This window comes from Nocardioides sp. CF8, assembly GCF_000389985.1.
Taxonomy (GTDB): domain Bacteria; phylum Actinomycetota; class Actinomycetes; order Propionibacteriales; family Nocardioidaceae; genus Nocardioides; species Nocardioides allogilvus.
Genome location: NZ_CM001852.1, coordinates 4,065,018 through 4,080,535 on the forward strand (window position 1 = coordinate 4,065,018; position 15,518 = coordinate 4,080,535).

Consider the following 15,518-nt stretch of genomic DNA (forward strand, 5'->3'; position numbering starts at 1 on the left):
GGCTCTGAAGGTGCCGAGGGCGCGGAGGAGGCCAACGACGGTCCCGACCAGGGCCCGGACGCCAACCCCAACGAGCCCGGCCACCAGGACGCCGACGAGTCCGGCGAGACCGAGTAAGCGACTCGTCCCCCGTTCAGGTCGCTGAACTCGCCGGCAGCTGTCGGCACCACGGTGGGGCCTGTTGCAACCCGCAACAGGCCCCACCTCTCTGCCCGGAGCACCCAGGGCGCCCATGGGGCCAGTCCCCACCACCCCGAGCATTGCGAGGACCCATGTCATGAACGAACCCGCGATCGAGCTACGCGGACTTCAGCACCGCTACGACACCGACCTCGTCCTGCGTGGCGTGGACCTGCGGATCGAGCACGGGGAGATCTTCGGGTTCCTCGGCCACAACGGTGCCGGCAAGACCACCGCCATGAACATCCTGACCACCCTGATCACCCCCACCGCCGGCACAGCCGCGGTCTGCGGGTACGACGTGGTCACCGAACGCAGCGAGGTGACCCGCCGCATCGGCTACCTCCCCGCCGACGTGCGCATGTACGGCCACATGAGCGCCCTGGAGAACCTTGAGTTCCTCGCCAAGCTCTCCGGGCTACCCGATGCGCGCGCCGCGGCCATGGAGGCACTCGAGTTCCTGGGGTGCGCCGACCTCGCCAAGCGCCGAGTCGGCACCTTCTCCACCGGCATGCGGCAACGCATCGGCATCGCACAGGCGATCGTGCACCGACCCCAGGTGCTGCTGCTCGACGAACCCACCTCGGGCCTGGATCCCATGGGCGTCCGCCAGCTCCGCGACACCATCACCCAGCTCAACGCCGAGCTCGGCATGACGGTCTTCATGAACACCCACCTGCTCAGCGAGGTCTCCAAGGTGTGCACCACCATCGGCGTCCTCAACCACGGCCAGCTCATCTACAACGACAGCATCGAAAACACCACGCTCCGATTCCCCGACGAATCCTCCCTGGAAGACATCTACGTCCGAGTCGGCGGCCCAACACCATGACCGCCACCTCCACCACCACCGCCACCAGCGCCCGGGCCGTGATCGGCACGGTCTCGGCCCAGCAGGCCCTGACCTTCCGGCGTCAGCGAGTCCGCCTGATCGGGGTGGCGACCCTGCTCATGGTCACCGCCATGGCCGGCATCCTCGGCTGGTCAAGCCACCACACGATCGTGCGGGTCTTCGACCAAGCCGTCCAGCTGCAAGCCGCAGCCGGGAATCCCGTACCGGCCAACCCGTTCCTGCTCAAACCGAGCCTGTCGCTGCTGTCCAACATGGTGGTCTACATCCCCCTGATCGGGGCCCTGATCGCCCTCATGGTCGGCCACCTGGCCCTGGCCGAGGACCAGACCAACGGGATGGGGCGCCTCATCTTCACCCGGCCGATCGCCCGCACCCAGTACGCCCTGGGCAAGATCCTCAGTGCGGTCCGGTTATTGGCTACTGCCCTCGCAGGATGCTGGGTACTCAGCCTGGTCGCGCTACTGATCGTGAATCGCACGCTCAACGGACCCGACCTGGCCAGACTCACCGGCTTCTATGCCCTGTCCTGGGCCTACTTGGTGGTCTTCGCCCTTATCGGCATGCTCACTGCGTTGCTCATCCGACGCAGGTCCCTGGCCCTGCTCTCGGCGATCGCGGTCTGGATCGTCGTCACCTTCGTGCTGCCGCAGTTCGTCTCCGGGCTCCGCCCGACCCAGTCCCTGAACCCTCTCAGCGAACCCGCCGGCCTGTCCCAGGGCTTCTTCCGCATCACCCACCTCGCCCAACCGATCTCGCTCGTCGAGGGCTACAAGGACGCCGCCTCAAGCATCCTGCGTACGACACCCGCCACCACCGCCGCCGAGACGGCCCTGAGCGTGCTGCCCATCCTCATCGCCGCCGCCGCCCTCGCGCTGCTCGTGCTCTGGCGGATCCAGCGACACGACTACTCCAGGAGCGCCAGCGATGAGTGAGTCCACCCGCCGGATCACCCAGGTGGCGCGCCACGAGTACCGTGCTGCCCTGCGAAGCCGCGTTCTGGTCATCCTGATCGCCATCTTGGTCGCCTCCACCATCGGCTCGGTGCTGATCGGCGCCAGCGACTATGCCGCCCAGCTCGCCGACTACAACACCTACCGTGCGGCCGCCGAGGCCCAAGGGCTCACCCGTATCGCCCCCTCTCCGCTGGCCGTACTCGCACTGCTTCGCGGTGCTTTGGAGTACATCGAGATCCTTGGCGCGATCATCGCGATCACCCTCGGCTACCTCTCGGTCTCCCGCGAACGCGTCAACCGGACCCTGCCCCTGCTGCGGTCCCGGCCGCTGACCGGCGCCGAGCTCGCCACCGGCAGCTATCTGGGCGCGCTCGGCATCTTCGCCACCCTGATCCTCGCCACTGCGCTCGTCGGCGTTGTCTCCCTCGGTGTGATCGGCCACGACTGGATCAGCCCGATCCAAGTGTTGCGTGTGACCCTGGCCTGCCTCGCCGCACTGCTCTACCTCAGCGCCTTCTACTGCCTGGGCGCCATCGCAACCGCCAGGGCCAAAGTCCCGGTGAACGGACTGACCATCGCGCTGGGCATCTGGCTCGTGGTCGTCCTCGTCCTGCCTCAAATCGGCGACACCCTCGACGCCGACAACCAGCTCCCCGGAGGGCTGTTCCAAGCCCTGGGCCTCGACCACGACGGAGAGCTGGCCGTCCTCACCCACTTCACCGGCTACGAACGTGTCCGCACCGGCATTGAGGAGGCCTCTCTCGCCAAGCACTTCGAGCGCTTCGCCTTCGCCATGACCGACGTCAAGGAGCGCTACCGCCCCTACGGCCTGTCCTGGCTCCTCAACGAGACCCTCAACAACATCGCCTGGCTCCTCGCCTACGCAGCGGTGCTCTTCGCTGCCTTGCGCCGCACTCTGAGCCGTCAACAGCCCATCGAAACCGGAGGAAACTCATGAACATCCCGACACCCCGCCGCGGCCGCACCAGCAGGGCCGCTCTCACCACAGTCGGCCTCGCCGCCGTCTTGGCCCTCGCCACCGGTTGCGGCGGCTCCACCACCGCCGGGACCGGCGGCAGTCCCTCCGGCACACGGGCAGCCTCGACGGGTCAGTCGGCTGGCGCGGTCCTGCCCGTCACCGACAACCCGATCGCGAACACCTCGACCACCCAGTCCCTGACCATCGACAGCGTCTTGGTCGAGAACAACGAGGACCCCTCCGGCAAGGCCGTCGACGACCACCTCGAGATCGCCGTCACCAACACCGGAACCACCGAGCTCTCCGGGTTCGAGGTCTACTACACGATCACCGACCCCAAGACCTCCGACACCGAGAGCTACTACTCCCAGCTCCCGGCCGACTTCGTGATCGCGGGCGGCGACAACCGGGTCATCCACTTCGACAACACCGGCGCTGCCGGCCACTTCCCGGTCAACCAGTACAGCCTCTACTACACCGACCCGAACGCCCTCGACCTCACAGTCGAGGTCAGTGCGGCCGACAGCGCTCCCCAGACCGCAACCGTCGCCAAGGACGCGGGCGGCGCCGAGGAAGCCGACTGAGAGGGCACCCCTGCTCCGCGACGCGATGCTGCCTAGGCTTGGCCGTGTGGCCATCCGACGACCGCCCTCGGAGCTCGCTGGGTCGATGAGCGCCTCCGCGCCGGACCCGGCGCCACCCAGGCAGCCCGCGTGGTCGCCCTGGCGGACGGTGGTCGCGTTCGGAGCTGTCAGCCTCGCCGGCGACATGGTCTACGAAGGCATGCGCTCGATCGCTGGGCCGTTCCTGGGCAGCCTGGGCGCCTCAGCACTGCTGGTCGGGCTCATCACCGGCGCCGGCGAGGCGATGGCGCTGATCCTGCGGTTGTTCTCCGGTCCGCTCGCGGACCGCAGCGGCCGCTACTGGTCGCTGACAATCCTCGGATACGCGATGACCGCCGTCTGCGTCCCCCTGCTCGCGGTAGCACCGTTCGTGGGCAGCGTCGGGCTCGCCCTAGCCGCCACGCTCATCCTGCTCGAGCGCGCCGGGAAGGCCATACGGAGCCCGTCGAAGTCTGCCCTGCTCGCGCGCGTCGCCGTCTCGGTGGGCCGCGGCCGCGGATTCGCCGTACACAAGGCCCTGGACCAGGTCGGTGCGTTCGCCGGACCCCTCGTGGTCGCCGGGGTCATCGCCCTCGCCGGCGTCCAGTGGCCAGCCTTTGCTGTGCTGGCCATCCCGGGCGCCGTGTGCATGATGCTGCTGCTCACCCTCAAACGCCACGCGGACGATGCGCGACCCGAGTCCGACGCCCCTCACGACAACGACAAGACGGGCGACACGTCGGCCCATGTGAGCACCATCGTCGAGCCGAGTGCCCTGCCAGCGCACTTCTACGCATTCGCCGCCTCGTGCGCACTCGGCACGCTGGGGTTGATGACGTTCGGGGTCATCGCCTACCACCTCGTCGACGCCGGACTGGTCACGACTGCTGTGGTGCCTCTCCTGTACGCCGCGGCGATGGCGACCGAGGCGGTGGCAGCCCTGGCCACCGGGTTCGCCTACGACCGCTGGGGCGCCCCCATCCTGTACACACTGCCGGCCCTCATCGTCGCAGTCCCGGCTCTGGCCCTCTCCGGCACCTTGTCCTTCGTGCTGGCGGGTGTCCTCATCTGGGGTGCCGTGACCGGTGTCCAGGACTCGACTGTCAAAGCACTTGTGGCCGACCTGGTCCCCCAACGCCGACTCGCCACCGCCTACGGCGTCTTCGCGGCGTTCCAAGGTGTCGCGGCACTAGCCGGCGGGACGCTGGCCGGAGGCCTCTACACCAACCACCGCACCCTTCTCATCGCCCTGGTGGCCGTGGCGCAGATCCTCTCCGCCGGCCTCCTCTTGGTCGCGTTGCGGCGTCGCGACGCGCACACGCCCGGCTGACCACGACCGCACCACATCGCGCACCGCGCACTCCCCCCGTATGAGGCGAAGTCGGCCCGGTCGCGTCACCCGCACTGGCGTCCGGCGACCGGACTCCCGAGGACTGGAACGGGACCCGCAGGCAGGGCTGGAGTCTGCGGTCATGTTTCCTTCATGTTGGGCTCATAGCGTCCGAGACATGAACGAATTATTGGCCGTGGACGCACAGGGCGTGACCAAGACCTACGGGTCCCTACGTGCGGTCGATGACATCTCGGTGCGTGTGGCGGCGGGCGAGGTCTACGGCGTCCTCGGCCCCAACGGTGCCGGGAAGACGACGTTCCTGCGGATGCTCTTCGGGCTGATCCGTCCCGACGCGGGCACCATTCGGGTCTTCGGCAAGACGTGGGAGGACTCCGGTGTCGGGGTGCTGGATAGGGTCGCGGGCTTCATCGAGAGCCCGCGGTTCTACCCCTACCTCACCGGTCGAGCGAACCTGGAGGGCCTCGCGCTGCTGGACGGCGGCACGCCGACCGGTCTGCTCGAGGAGGTGCTGGACGTCGTGGAGATGTCCGATCGCGCCGACCAGAAGGTGGGCGGCTACTCCTACGGCATGCGCCAACGCCTCGGCGTCGCTGCGAGCCTGCTTCGCGAACCGCGGCTGCTCGTCCTCGACGAGCCCGCCAACGGACTCGACCCCGCGGGCATCCGAGACATGCGCGCCTTGGTGAAGCGGCTCGCCGCCCGCGGTCTGACGGTGCTCCTCAGCTCCCACGACATGGAGGAGGTCGAAGAGATCTGCGACAACGTCACGATCATGACGCGCGGCACCGTCGCCTTCCACGGCACCATCGCCCAGCTCCGGACCATGGCCCCCGATCCCGGCCACGTGCTTGCCACAACCGACGACGTTCGCGCGCTGAAGCTCGCCGAGGACCGGTTCGCGATCACAGTGGCGCGCGACCCCGGTGCGGCACTCATCGTGACCGGCCCGCCACCCGAGGTGTCGTCCTATGTCGGATCCCTGGTGGCCGCTGACATCGGATTGCTCGCCTTCACCCCCACCCGGACCCCGCTGGAGGCCCTGTTCTTTATGCTCACCGACGACCCCACTCACCAGTCCCTGGACCGGCCCGTACAGCTGCAGGACGCAGCCCGATGACGACGACCGAGGCGGCGCCCGCGCAGATCGCCGCCGGACATCACCTCGCACGACGTCGCCCCGGCCGCTTCGCGGCGCTGCGATGGGAGGTCCGCAAGCTCCGGGCGCAGTACCGCGCCCGCGCTGTCCTGCTCGTCGCCATCCTGGCCCCCGTCGCGATCGTGGTGGTCATCCACGGGCAGTCCCGCCCGCCGAAGGACACCCTGTTCGGACGCTTCGCCATCGACAACGGGTTCGCACTGTCGCTGCTCGTGCTCGGCTTCGCCGCGCAGTGGGTCCTGCCCCTGCTCACCGCCGTCGTCGCCGGCGACGTCTTCGCCAGCGAGGACCAGCACGGCACCTGGAAGACCGTGCTCACCCGGTCGACGAGCCGGAGCCGCCTCTTCTGGGCCAAGACCATCACCGCCGCCGGATTCGCCACGCTCGTGCTCGTCCTGCTCGCGGTATCTACGATCGCCTCGAGCTGGCTGATCGTCGGGCACCAGCCGCTGATCGGGCTCTCCGGCCAGTCGATCCCCGCGGGCCATGCGTTGCAGCTGGTCGCCACGAGCTGGGCGGCGATGCTGCCGCCGGTGTTGGGATTCACCTGCCTGGCGATCCTGCTCTCGGTGTGGTCGCGTAACCCCGCCGTCGGCATTGCGGCCCCCGTCGTGCTTGGGATGATCATGCAGCTGGTCGGCGCCCTGGGAGGGGTTGAGGCGATCCGCCCGTTCCTGGTGACGACGTCCTTCGAGACCTGGCACGGCCTCCTTACCGAACCACGGTTCTCCGGGCCCCTCGTCGAGGGCCTCCTCGTTAGCGGGGCCTGGTGCGCCATCACGCTCGCCGTCGCCTTCGTCCTGCTCCGCCGTCGCGACATCACTGGAGGCTGAACACCATGCGCCGCATCATTCTCACCATCTTCATCGCCCTGATCGCAGCCGTCGCCTTAGGCTCGGCCGTCGCCGCCATGAGTCCTGGCAGCAGCGTCACCCGCGCCCGTCTCGAGCGCTCCCTCCCAGCCACCTTCGCCAACCTCTACGTCGAGAAGGCCCGCATCCTGGGACGCGACGACCTCACCCCTGAGTCGCTGCACGCCGAGGCCATGTGCGACAAGCACGGGCCAGACGTAGCCGACATCGGACCGGGCGGCGACTGGGTCTGCCTCATCGGGTGGACCGACCCGAAGATGCCCCTACCCGCTGAGGGCTACGGCAAGTTCGAGCTCAACGTGCACAGCAACGACTGCTACACCGTTACCGGGCCCAGCAAGATCATCGGCTTCCTCACCATGACCGACCCACGTGGCGGTGAGGTCCCCAACCCCGTCTTCGAGTTCGACGGGTGCTTCGACCCCAACGGCGACAACACCGCCACGGGCGTTTCCTTCCCCTCACTTCTCACCGTCACGAGCACGTCGGTGACCTCCGACGACCAAGGCCGGGTCGGGTTGCAGGTCAGCTGCGGGGCCGGCAGCGACGGCTGCTCGGGCACGTTGACCGCGAAGGCCGGAGGTCGAGACCTCGGCTCATTGCGATACAGCCTGCAGGAGCAGTCCACCGGCACGCTGACCATGCCCACATCGGTGCGTGACAGTGCCGACGAGGTGTCGTTCCAGCTTCATTCTGCGACCGGCGTCGGACCGACCTCACCTACCTCCTTGCCGGTGCAACGCTCGTAGAGAGAGCAGTGGTGTCCCCACCGCAGTCGGCAGACGTCCTGCTGTCTGCCGGGTTCGTCCGTCAAACCAACGCGTGGCTGACAGCGCCGACCGCCGTCAGCGCCGTGCAGGCCGTGTCAAAGACCCGAGACGCGCAGGTGTCGCGGGGCTTCGCTGGCCAGACGACGGCTCCTTGTAAGGATGGTCAAGAGAGACGGCGGTCGGCTCGCCGGTCCGTCGCACCCGTATCGCCGGGCCGTTCGACGGCGGCTGCCTCTCAGCGTTTGACCGTTCGCCTCGGCCTCGACCAGTTCTCTACCAGCACCGCAGCCCGACCGGTTGTCCCGTCTTATCTTGTGTCGTCCCACTTCGTGCTGACCAGCCGGGCGCCCTGGATAGCCGCCACCTTCAGGCGTCCCAGCGCCCTTCATGCTGCCGTCATGTGTGCTCCCTAGCGTCGATGACGTGAGCGTGCAACCGAACCTCGACCGCGCAGACCTGGCCCGTGGTATCGCCCCTGAGTCGGTTGCTGGTGCACGCCGCCTCCTTGGAGCTACCCGGACGGTGCCCTCCCTTCGGCCGATTCGCCCGACCCGCGACTGGGCGACGATCCGGACGTTCACTCGCCGGCATTCGGTGATGCTCGCGTGCTTCGCCACGCTGTCGGTCCACCTGCTCTCGCTGACCCGCCAGCTCGGTTCCGACGAAGGTGGCTTCGCGATGGTCGCCCGGCACTCGCGCGATGGCGGACCGTTTTTGTACGGCCCCCAGTGGGTCGACCGGCCACCGGGTCTCATCGCCTTGTTCGACGTTGCCCAACGACTCGGCCCCGACGGTGTGCGGCTCACCGCCGCCCTGCTGGCCGTTGTTCTCGTCGCGGCGCTGGCCTCCGCCGCGGAGGCGGTCGGAGGTCGTCCCGCCGCCAGGTGGGCGGCCTGGACCGGGTTCGCGTTCGGGTCATCGGTCCTGTTGCAGGCACAACGGCTCAACGGAGAGCTCGCCGCCGCGGTCTTCGTGGCCGTGTCCATCGCCGCACTCCTACGCGCCGTACGCGTCTCGACCAACAGGACCCAGACGGTGCTGCTCGCCATCCTGGCCGGCGCATCCGCAGTTACCGCGATGTTGATGAAGCAGAACTTCGTCGACGCATTCGTGTTCGCCGCGGTCCTCCTCGTCGTGGGTGTAGCGACCCGGACCAACCGACTCACCTATCGGCCCATGAAGGTTCTGATGATCGCGGCAGCGTTCACATCCGGTGTCGCCGTCACTGGCGCCATGACCCTGACCTGGGCCACTGGCCATGGTGGCGTGGGCGCGCTCGCCTATGCAATGTTCGGCTTCCGGGCAGACGCCTCAACGGTGATGGCGAGTTGGTCGTGGAACGCGCCCCTGCACCGACTCGGCTTCCTCGCCCTCCTCGCCGGCCTGTCCGGACTGCTCGCCCTCCTGGTGCACCTGTGCTGGAGCCACCGGCGACGACTTAGTCGCCTGGACCCGCTTGCGTGGGCGGTCGCCGCGACCGCGGCGGTCGAGGCATTCGGGGTGCTGGCCGGAGAGAACTTCTGGCCGCACTACCTGATCGCGCTGATCCCGATGGTGGCACTGGCCGCAGGGCTCAGCGTGCACCGCAGGGTGCCGGGCTGGCGGTGGACCCGTCGTCTGATCGTCGTGGCCGCTACCACGACAGCGTTGGTTTCCCCGGTTGCCGCCGTCATCGCCGCCACCGGGTCAAGTGAGGCGTACACGACCGGACGATGGGTCGCCGCGTCCGCGCAGACGGGCGACACCCTGGTGGTGCCGTTCACGCACGCCAACGTCATCAACGCCTCCGGGCTCGCCCCCGGCTACCCGTACGCGTGGAGCCTGCCCGCACGGACGCTCGACCCTGACCTATCCCTGCTCACGAGCATCTTGAACGGTCCGGCCGCACCAACCTGGGTGGTGCGGTGGGACCCGGAGCACACCTGGGGCCTCGACCCGGACAACCGCGTCGACGCTTCACTGGACGCCCACTACCGGGCCGTGTCCGTGGTGTGTGGGCACACCGTCTGGCTGCACGACGGCGTGGACCGTCCTCTCGCGACGATTCCGCCGCCGTCGACGTGCGGAGTGGGTGCTCAGTGATGTGGCAGAGCACGCAAGGCGGCTGGTTCCTGGCCGTCAACCAGTTCGCCCAGAGCACCCCGGTGCTGCACACGCCGATGAGGCTCTACGCCGAGTACGGCGTCGTGTTGTTCGCCGCCGTCCTGTTGGCGGCGTGGTGGTGGGCACGCCGCGACCGGAACCCGACGAGCATGGCCGCGGCCCTGTGGGCGCCGGCGGGGGCGCTGCTCGCGATCGGTCTCAACCAGCCGCTGGTCAACCTCGTCCACGCGCCACGGCCCTACACGGTCTCCCCGCATGCTCTCGTCCTGGTCGCCCGCAGCGGGGACTACTCGTTCCCCAGCGACCACGCGGTCATGGCGGGCGCCGTCGCCGCCGGCGTGCTGCTCACCCACCGACGCCTCGGGGCCGCGACCGCATTGGCTGCGGTGGTGATGGCGTTCGCCCGCGTCTACGTCGGCGCGCACTTCCCCCTCGACGTCATCGTCGGGCTGTTGCTCGGCGCGGCCGTCACCTGCTCGGGCTACCTGGCGGTCCGCCGCCTCCTCATCTGGGGCGTGACCAGGTTGACCCGCACACCGCTGCGGCCGCTCTTCACTACTGCCGAAGCGAGCCTGTCCCGATGATGAGCGCCATCGCTTCCCACATGCTCGCGCTACCGCCCTGGGTCGCCCTGCTTGTCGTGTTCGCGCTCCCCGCGCTCGAGTCCTCCGCGTTCATCGGTTTCATCTTCCCCGGCGAGATAGCGCTCATTCTCGGCGGCGTCATGGCCTACGAGGGCAACGTCTCCCTCGGTGCCGTACTCGCGGCCGGAATCACGGGTGCCATCGTCGGCGACAGCGTCGGCTACGCAGTCGGCCGCCGATACGGAAGACGCCTGCTGGACGGCACCGTGGGCCGGTTCGTGAAGAGCAGCCACCTCGACCGCGCGGAGACCTACCTGGCCGAACGCGGTGGCAGGGCAGTGTTCTTCGGCCGTTTCACCGCCGCGCTGCGGGTCATGATCCCCGGCCTGGCCGGCATGTCCGGACTGCGCTACCGCACCTTCTTGACCTTCAACGTCGCCAGCGGCGTCGCGTGGGGAACGATGTCGGTGCTGCTGGGCTACCTGGGCGGCAGCAGTTGGCGGCACGTCGAGCACGTCGCGTCCCGCATCGGGCTCGCCGCCCTTGGAGTGGTCGTGGTCGCGGTGCTGGCCGGGTTCCTGCTCCGTCGTACCGGCGCAGGACGGTTCAGCCGACTCGCATCCCAGATCGCCTCCAGCGCTGTGGTGCAGGGAACCCGGGAACGGTTCCCACGCTCAACCCGCTGGATCGGCGCACGCCTCGACCCGACCAACCCCACCGGACTCGCGGTGACCGCCGCGCTCACGGTGGCCGTCGCGGCCACCTGGACGTTCCTCGGTATCACCCAGGACGTTCTCGCTCGCGAAGAGCTGGCGCTGCTGGACCCCCGCATCCACGGCTGGGTCCTCGATCACCGGGTCCCGAGTCTCGACGTGTTCTTCACGACGGTCACCTGGCTCGGCGCCACCGCGGTCACCGTGCCCCTGCTGGCCATCGGAGGAGGACTCCTCGCCCGACGCCGCAGGTCCTGGGCTCCGGTGCTCGACATCGCCGTCGTCTACGGGACCGCGGTTCTCCTGCACGCCGTCGTCGGTCAGCTGGTCCATCGGCACCGGCCGCCGGCCACCGACTGGCTCGCGTCCGCCGGTGGATGGGCCTACCCGTCCGGGCACACCACCCAAGCCGTCGCCGCGTGGGGCATCCTCGCGGCCATCGTCTGCGCCGGCGCCTCGCGTCGCGCCCGGGTTCTCGCCGTCTCGATAGCCGTGAGCGTCGCCGGGCTGGTCGCGGTCAGCCGCGTCTACCTCGGCATGCACTGGGCCACCGATGTTCTGGGAGCGGCCGCGATGTCGGTGGCGGTACTCGCGACCTGGAGCGTCGCCCGCCGGTCCTTGTTCACCCCGGTAGGGACTGCCCGACGACCTCTCCCAACCCCCTCAACCGCGACGACGACAGCCGCCGCGCTCACGCCCTGGAGTCAGACCATGCACAACCCAAGCCCGTTCGCCGCCTTCGACCCCAGCCGCGCGGTGGTGATCATCCCGACGTACAACGAGGCAGGCAACGTCACCACGGTCATCGACCAAGTCCGAGGCGCCGCCCCCAACGTCGACATCCTGGTGGTCGATGACAACAGCCCCGACGGCACCGCGTCACTCGTCATGCATCACCCCGGCTACCTCGCAGACCACGACGACCACCGCGAAGGACCGGGCCACGTCTACCTGCTCTCCCGGACGGCGAAGGACGGCCTCGGTGCCGCCTACCGCGCCGGATTCACCTGGGCACTCACCCACGACTACGACGCCGTAGTGCAGATGGACGCCGACCTCTCCCACCCGCCCGAGCGCATCCCCGCGCTAGTGCGCGCTCTCGAAGCTGCAGACGTCGCGGTCGGGTCCCGCTACGTCCCCGGGGGAGCCGTGAGCAACTGGTCGCTGAGCCGACGGCTCATCTCCAGGGCCGGCAACCTCTACGTCCGCCTCGTCCTCGGGCTCCCCGTGCACGACACGACCGCGGGCTTCAAGGCCTTCCGTCGCGACGCGCTCGAGCGGATCGGCGGCGTCGAGTCCGAGTCGAACGGGTACTGCTTCCAGGTCGAGAACACCTGGCGTGCGGTCCGGCTCGGACTTCGGGTCACCGAGCTGCCCATCACATTCACCGACCGGACAGTCGGCACTTCGAAGATGTCGGGCTCCATCGTCGCCGAAGCGCTGACCCGGGTGCTGCTCTGGCGCCGGGACGAACTCGTCCACCGCACCGGACCGGGGCTTCGGCACGACGATTCCGGCAGCGATGCACCAGGAACGCCCGTCACCCACAAGGTGCCTGCGCGCCACAAGCCGGCCGAGCGTCATGCGGTTACGTGAGCTGCTCGACCGCCTGCTGACCCACGAGGTGCTGACCTTCCTCGCGGTGGGTGGCACCGGGTACGTCGTCGACGTCGTTGCGTTCAACCTGCTGCGCTCGATGCACCCGTTCGCGAGCCTGGACCCCTCGCTGGCCCGCACCCTCGCGGTCGCCGTCGCGATGTGCGTCACCTACGCCGGGAACCGCAGCCTGACCTGGGGGCACCACACCTCGGGGAACCGGCGACGCGAAGTGAGTCTCTTCGTCCTGTTCAACATCATCGGGTTCGGGTTCTCCATCCTCACCCTGGTCCTCTCCCACGACGTCCTTGGGCTCACCAGCCGCCTCGCGGACAACATCTCCGCGAACGTCGTCGGGCTCGCGCTCGGCACCGTCTTCCGGTACGTCACCTACAAACGGTTCGTGTTCGCGACGCCCCCCAGCACAACCCCCTCGTCCGCCCAGCAGAGCACGGACCTGTCGGCCCGCGAGGTGCCCGTTGCCTCGTGACCTCACCGCAGGCGCACCGCCGCTCACCTACGCTGATCGAATGCATGTGGTGGTGGTCGACGACGAGCATCGGATGGTCGAGCTCATCGCGAGCTACCTTGAGGACCAGCGCGTGAGCACCGTCGGATGCTTCGACGGGCCCAGTGGTCTCGCCGCAGCCCGCGGGCTCGACGTCGACGCCGTGGTGCTCGACCTGATGCTGCCGGGCCTGAGCGGAATCGAGGTCTGCAAGCAGCTGCGCCGTGAAGGCAACGATGTCCCCATCCTGATGCTGACTGCCCGCGGCGCCGTCCCCGAACGGGTCGCCGGTCTCGAGGCCGGGGCGGACGACTACCTGGTCAAACCGTTCGCCCTCGAAGAGCTCCACGCACGCCTACGCGCCATCCGCCGCCGCCTCGATCCCGGCGCCGATCATCGACTCGTCGTCGGCGACATCACCCTGGACCCGCTCGAGCAACGTGTCTGGGTCGCCGACACCGAGGTCACCCTGTCTCGGCGCGAGTTCGCGATGCTCACCTCGCTGATGGAGAGCCGCGGCCACGTCGTGAGCCGCGCCCGGCTCTTCGACGACGTCTGGGACGGCGAGGTCGACATCAACAGCAACGCCCTCGACGTCCACATGTCCCGCCTCCGTAACCAGCTCGCAGCGTCCGATCTGGTCACGATCCGCACCCTGCGAGGCGTCGGATACCGACTCGAGAAGACCAAAAGATGACCCTGTGGCGCCGCCTCGTCGGTGACCGACCCATCGTCACCCGACTCGTGCTGGCCGTCGCCCTCACCATGACCGCCGTGCTCCTGATCGCCGGAGCATTCGTGTTCTGGCGCGTCGGATACGCCCTGAACCGGCAGCTCGACCAAGACCTCGACGCCTACCAACAAGTCGTGCAACGCGCCATCGCCACCGGTGCCACACCACCGACCGACACACCCGGCCAGAGCTACCAGGTCTACGACCCGCAAGGACGCGTCATCGCCGGCAACGCCAAGGCTCGGCTCGCCGACCAGGACGCCCTCGTTCAGGCAGCAGCCGGCACCGAGGTTCGCGAGGACGTCGGCAACCTCCTGCCCACCACCGACCACCCCTACAAGGTCGTCGTGGCACCAGTCGACGCCCCGCGCGGCACCGTAGTGGTCGCATCAGCCATCAGCAAGAACAAGCACGACGAGGCACTGCGTGAACTCCTCCTCCAGCTCGCCATCGCGGACCTCGCCACCCTGATCGCCGCCTCGCTCGTCGGCTACGGAACCGCCCGGGCAGCCCTCAACCCGGTCGAGAGATACCGCCTCGCCGCCGAGAACGCTGACGGGGCACCGCTGCTCCCGGTCGCCACAGGCAAGGACGACGAGGTCACTCGCCTGGGACACACCTTCAATGCGCTGCTCGAACGGATCCGGCAGGCCAACGAACGCGAACGACAGTTCCTTGCGGACGCCTCTCACGAACTGCGTTCACCGCTCGCGCTGATGCGCACCGAGCTTGAGGTGGCCCTGCTGCGGCCCCGCGGTGACGCCGAGACCACGACCGCGTTCGAGTCCCTGCGCAGCCAGGTCGAGCGACTGATCACCCTCTCCAACGCCCTCCTCGACCTCGAGGAGCTGCGTGCCTCCGGCGAGGCGCCGCACGACCCCGTCGACGTCGACCAGCTCCTTATCGACGTCACCAGGCGCTTCGACGCGCAGGCAAACGCGGAAGGACGACGCCTCGAAACGCTTACCCCTACCGGCCTGAGCATCGGCGGGAACCAGCACTGGCTCGATCTCGCCCTGGCGAACCTCGTCTCCAACGCGCTGCGCTATGGCGAGGGCACCATCTGCGTCACCGCCACCGGAACCCACGGACGGATCCGGCTCGCTGTCAGCGACGACGGCCCTGGGTTCCCCGCCGAGTTCGTCGACCAGGCGTTCGACCGATTCACCCGCGCCGATAGCAGCCGCACCACCCGCGGCACAGGGCTGGGCCTCGCCCTGGTCCAGGCCGTAGCCGAGGCCCACGGCGGCACAGCCACCATCACCGGACCGCAGGTTGCCCTCGATCTTCCGACTCCCGCACCCTCCTCGACATGACCCCTCCCGCCATGAAGTCGGTTGGATCTTGCTTACCCCAGTCGATGAGCTAACGGACATGCTCCTGCCCCCGGGCAGATAACCACTTTGCAAACGACCCAGAGGTCGTGCCACAACGACCGCGGAACGACCTTCATATCGAGAATTGCCCGGCGTTGTCCCGGCGGGGGTTGATGACAAATTGCGGACGAGCAACGACCGATCGGTGCAGCCATTGGTCAAGTCCCAGGTAGTGGTGTAGCGCTG

Annotated in this window: 14 protein-coding genes; all 14 read left to right on the forward strand. The window is 68.6% G+C overall.

Going from position 1 to position 15,518, the window contains the following annotated elements:
* The first annotated feature begins 277 nt into the window (after window positions 1-277).
* The 14 genes from CF8_RS19810 to CF8_RS19875 all read left to right on the forward strand — a co-directional run bounded on the left by CF8_RS19810 (window position 278) and on the right by CF8_RS19875 (window position 15,272).
* Entirely contained in the window at window positions 278-1,012 is a 735-nt protein-coding gene (locus CF8_RS19810; RefSeq protein WP_010834869.1) for an ABC transporter ATP-binding protein, read from the forward strand.
* Window positions 1,009-1,965, forward strand: coding sequence for an ABC transporter permease (locus CF8_RS19815; protein ID WP_010834870.1), 957 nt, complete (start codon window positions 1,009-1,011; stop codon window positions 1,963-1,965). The genes CF8_RS19810 and CF8_RS19815 overlap by 4 nt, the downstream gene beginning before the upstream one ends.
* Window positions 1,958-2,944 (forward strand): ABC transporter permease, encoded by a 987-nt coding sequence (locus CF8_RS19820; protein ID WP_010834871.1) that lies wholly within the window; start codon window positions 1,958-1,960, stop codon window positions 2,942-2,944. Before CF8_RS19815 ends, CF8_RS19820 begins: the two co-directional genes overlap by 8 nt.
* Window positions 2,941-3,549, forward strand: a complete 609-nt coding sequence (locus CF8_RS19825) for a hypothetical protein (protein WP_010834872.1) — start codon at window positions 2,941-2,943, stop codon at window positions 3,547-3,549. The genes CF8_RS19820 and CF8_RS19825 overlap by 4 nt, the downstream gene beginning before the upstream one ends.
* Window positions 3,550-3,634: 85 nt before the next feature.
* A complete protein-coding gene (locus tag CF8_RS19830) occupies window positions 3,635-4,897 on the forward strand; it encodes an MFS transporter (protein WP_084622962.1) in 1,263 nt (420 codons plus the stop codon).
* A 178-nt stretch (window positions 4,898-5,075) separates the two neighbouring features.
* Window positions 5,076-6,038 (forward strand): ABC transporter ATP-binding protein, encoded by a 963-nt coding sequence (locus CF8_RS19835; protein WP_036491599.1) that lies wholly within the window; start codon window positions 5,076-5,078, stop codon window positions 6,036-6,038.
* Window positions 6,035-6,910 carry an ABC transporter permease gene (locus CF8_RS19840; RefSeq protein ID WP_010834875.1) on the forward strand — a complete coding sequence of 292 codons (876 nt, stop codon included), beginning with the start codon at window positions 6,035-6,037 and terminating at the stop codon, window positions 6,908-6,910. The genes CF8_RS19835 and CF8_RS19840 overlap by 4 nt, the downstream gene beginning before the upstream one ends.
* Before the next feature lie 5 nt (window positions 6,911-6,915).
* Window positions 6,916-7,698, forward strand: a complete 783-nt coding sequence (locus CF8_RS21280; protein WP_010834876.1) for a hypothetical protein — start codon at window positions 6,916-6,918, stop codon at window positions 7,696-7,698.
* A gap of 618 nt (window positions 7,699-8,316) precedes the next feature.
* Window positions 8,317-9,801 (forward strand): hypothetical protein, encoded by a 1,485-nt coding sequence (locus CF8_RS19850; RefSeq protein WP_036491601.1) that lies wholly within the window; start codon window positions 8,317-8,319, stop codon window positions 9,799-9,801.
* On the forward strand, window positions 9,801-10,406 hold the full coding sequence (locus tag CF8_RS19855) for a phosphatase PAP2 family protein (protein ID WP_010834878.1): 606 nt from the start codon (window positions 9,801-9,803) through the stop codon (window positions 10,404-10,406). The genes CF8_RS19850 and CF8_RS19855 overlap by 1 nt, the downstream gene beginning before the upstream one ends.
* Entirely contained in the window at window positions 10,403-12,715 is a 2,313-nt protein-coding gene (locus CF8_RS22745; RefSeq protein ID WP_010834879.1) for a glycosyltransferase, read from the forward strand. Before CF8_RS19855 ends, CF8_RS22745 begins: the two co-directional genes overlap by 4 nt.
* On the forward strand, window positions 12,702-13,205 hold the full coding sequence (locus CF8_RS19865; protein WP_010834880.1) for a GtrA family protein: 504 nt from the start codon (window positions 12,702-12,704) through the stop codon (window positions 13,203-13,205). Before CF8_RS22745 ends, CF8_RS19865 begins: the two co-directional genes overlap by 14 nt.
* Before the next feature lie 40 nt (window positions 13,206-13,245).
* The gene (locus CF8_RS19870; protein WP_010834881.1) at window positions 13,246-13,920 is read left to right on the forward strand and encodes a response regulator transcription factor; all 675 of its coding nucleotides are present in this window, start codon (window positions 13,246-13,248) and stop codon (window positions 13,918-13,920) included.
* Entirely contained in the window at window positions 13,917-15,272 is a 1,356-nt protein-coding gene (locus tag CF8_RS19875; RefSeq protein ID WP_010834882.1) for a sensor histidine kinase, read from the forward strand. The genes CF8_RS19870 and CF8_RS19875 overlap by 4 nt, the downstream gene beginning before the upstream one ends.
* Window positions 15,273-15,518 lie beyond the last annotated feature (246 nt).

What these genes read in the sequence shown, in the direction of transcription:
- CF8_RS19810 (WP_010834869.1), top strand. Translation starts at nt 278, where the DNA reads ATGAACGAACCCGCGATCGAGCTACGCGGACTTCAGCACCGCTACGAC.
- CF8_RS19815 (WP_010834870.1), top strand. Translation starts at nt 1,009, where the DNA reads ATGACCGCCACCTCCACCACCACCGCCACCAGCGCCCGGGCCGTGATC.
- CF8_RS19820 (WP_010834871.1), top strand. Translation starts at nt 1,958, where the DNA reads ATGAGTGAGTCCACCCGCCGGATCACCCAGGTGGCGCGCCACGAGTAC.
- CF8_RS19825 (WP_010834872.1), top strand. Translation starts at nt 2,941, where the DNA reads ATGAACATCCCGACACCCCGCCGCGGCCGCACCAGCAGGGCCGCTCTC.
- CF8_RS19830 (WP_084622962.1), top strand. Translation starts at nt 3,635, where the DNA reads ATGAGCGCCTCCGCGCCGGACCCGGCGCCACCCAGGCAGCCCGCGTGG.
- CF8_RS19835 (WP_036491599.1), top strand. Translation starts at nt 5,076, where the DNA reads ATGAACGAATTATTGGCCGTGGACGCACAGGGCGTGACCAAGACCTAC.
- CF8_RS19840 (WP_010834875.1), top strand. Translation starts at nt 6,035, where the DNA reads ATGACGACGACCGAGGCGGCGCCCGCGCAGATCGCCGCCGGACATCAC.
- CF8_RS21280 (WP_010834876.1), top strand. Translation starts at nt 6,916, where the DNA reads ATGCGCCGCATCATTCTCACCATCTTCATCGCCCTGATCGCAGCCGTC.
- CF8_RS19850 (WP_036491601.1), top strand. Translation starts at nt 8,317, where the DNA reads ATGCTCGCGTGCTTCGCCACGCTGTCGGTCCACCTGCTCTCGCTGACC.
- CF8_RS19855 (WP_010834878.1), top strand. Translation starts at nt 9,801, where the DNA reads ATGTGGCAGAGCACGCAAGGCGGCTGGTTCCTGGCCGTCAACCAGTTC.
- CF8_RS22745 (WP_010834879.1), top strand. Translation starts at nt 10,403, where the DNA reads ATGATGAGCGCCATCGCTTCCCACATGCTCGCGCTACCGCCCTGGGTC.
- CF8_RS19865 (WP_010834880.1), top strand. Translation starts at nt 12,702, where the DNA reads ATGCGGTTACGTGAGCTGCTCGACCGCCTGCTGACCCACGAGGTGCTG.
- CF8_RS19870 (WP_010834881.1), top strand. Translation starts at nt 13,246, where the DNA reads ATGCATGTGGTGGTGGTCGACGACGAGCATCGGATGGTCGAGCTCATC.
- CF8_RS19875 (WP_010834882.1), top strand. Translation starts at nt 13,917, where the DNA reads ATGACCCTGTGGCGCCGCCTCGTCGGTGACCGACCCATCGTCACCCGA.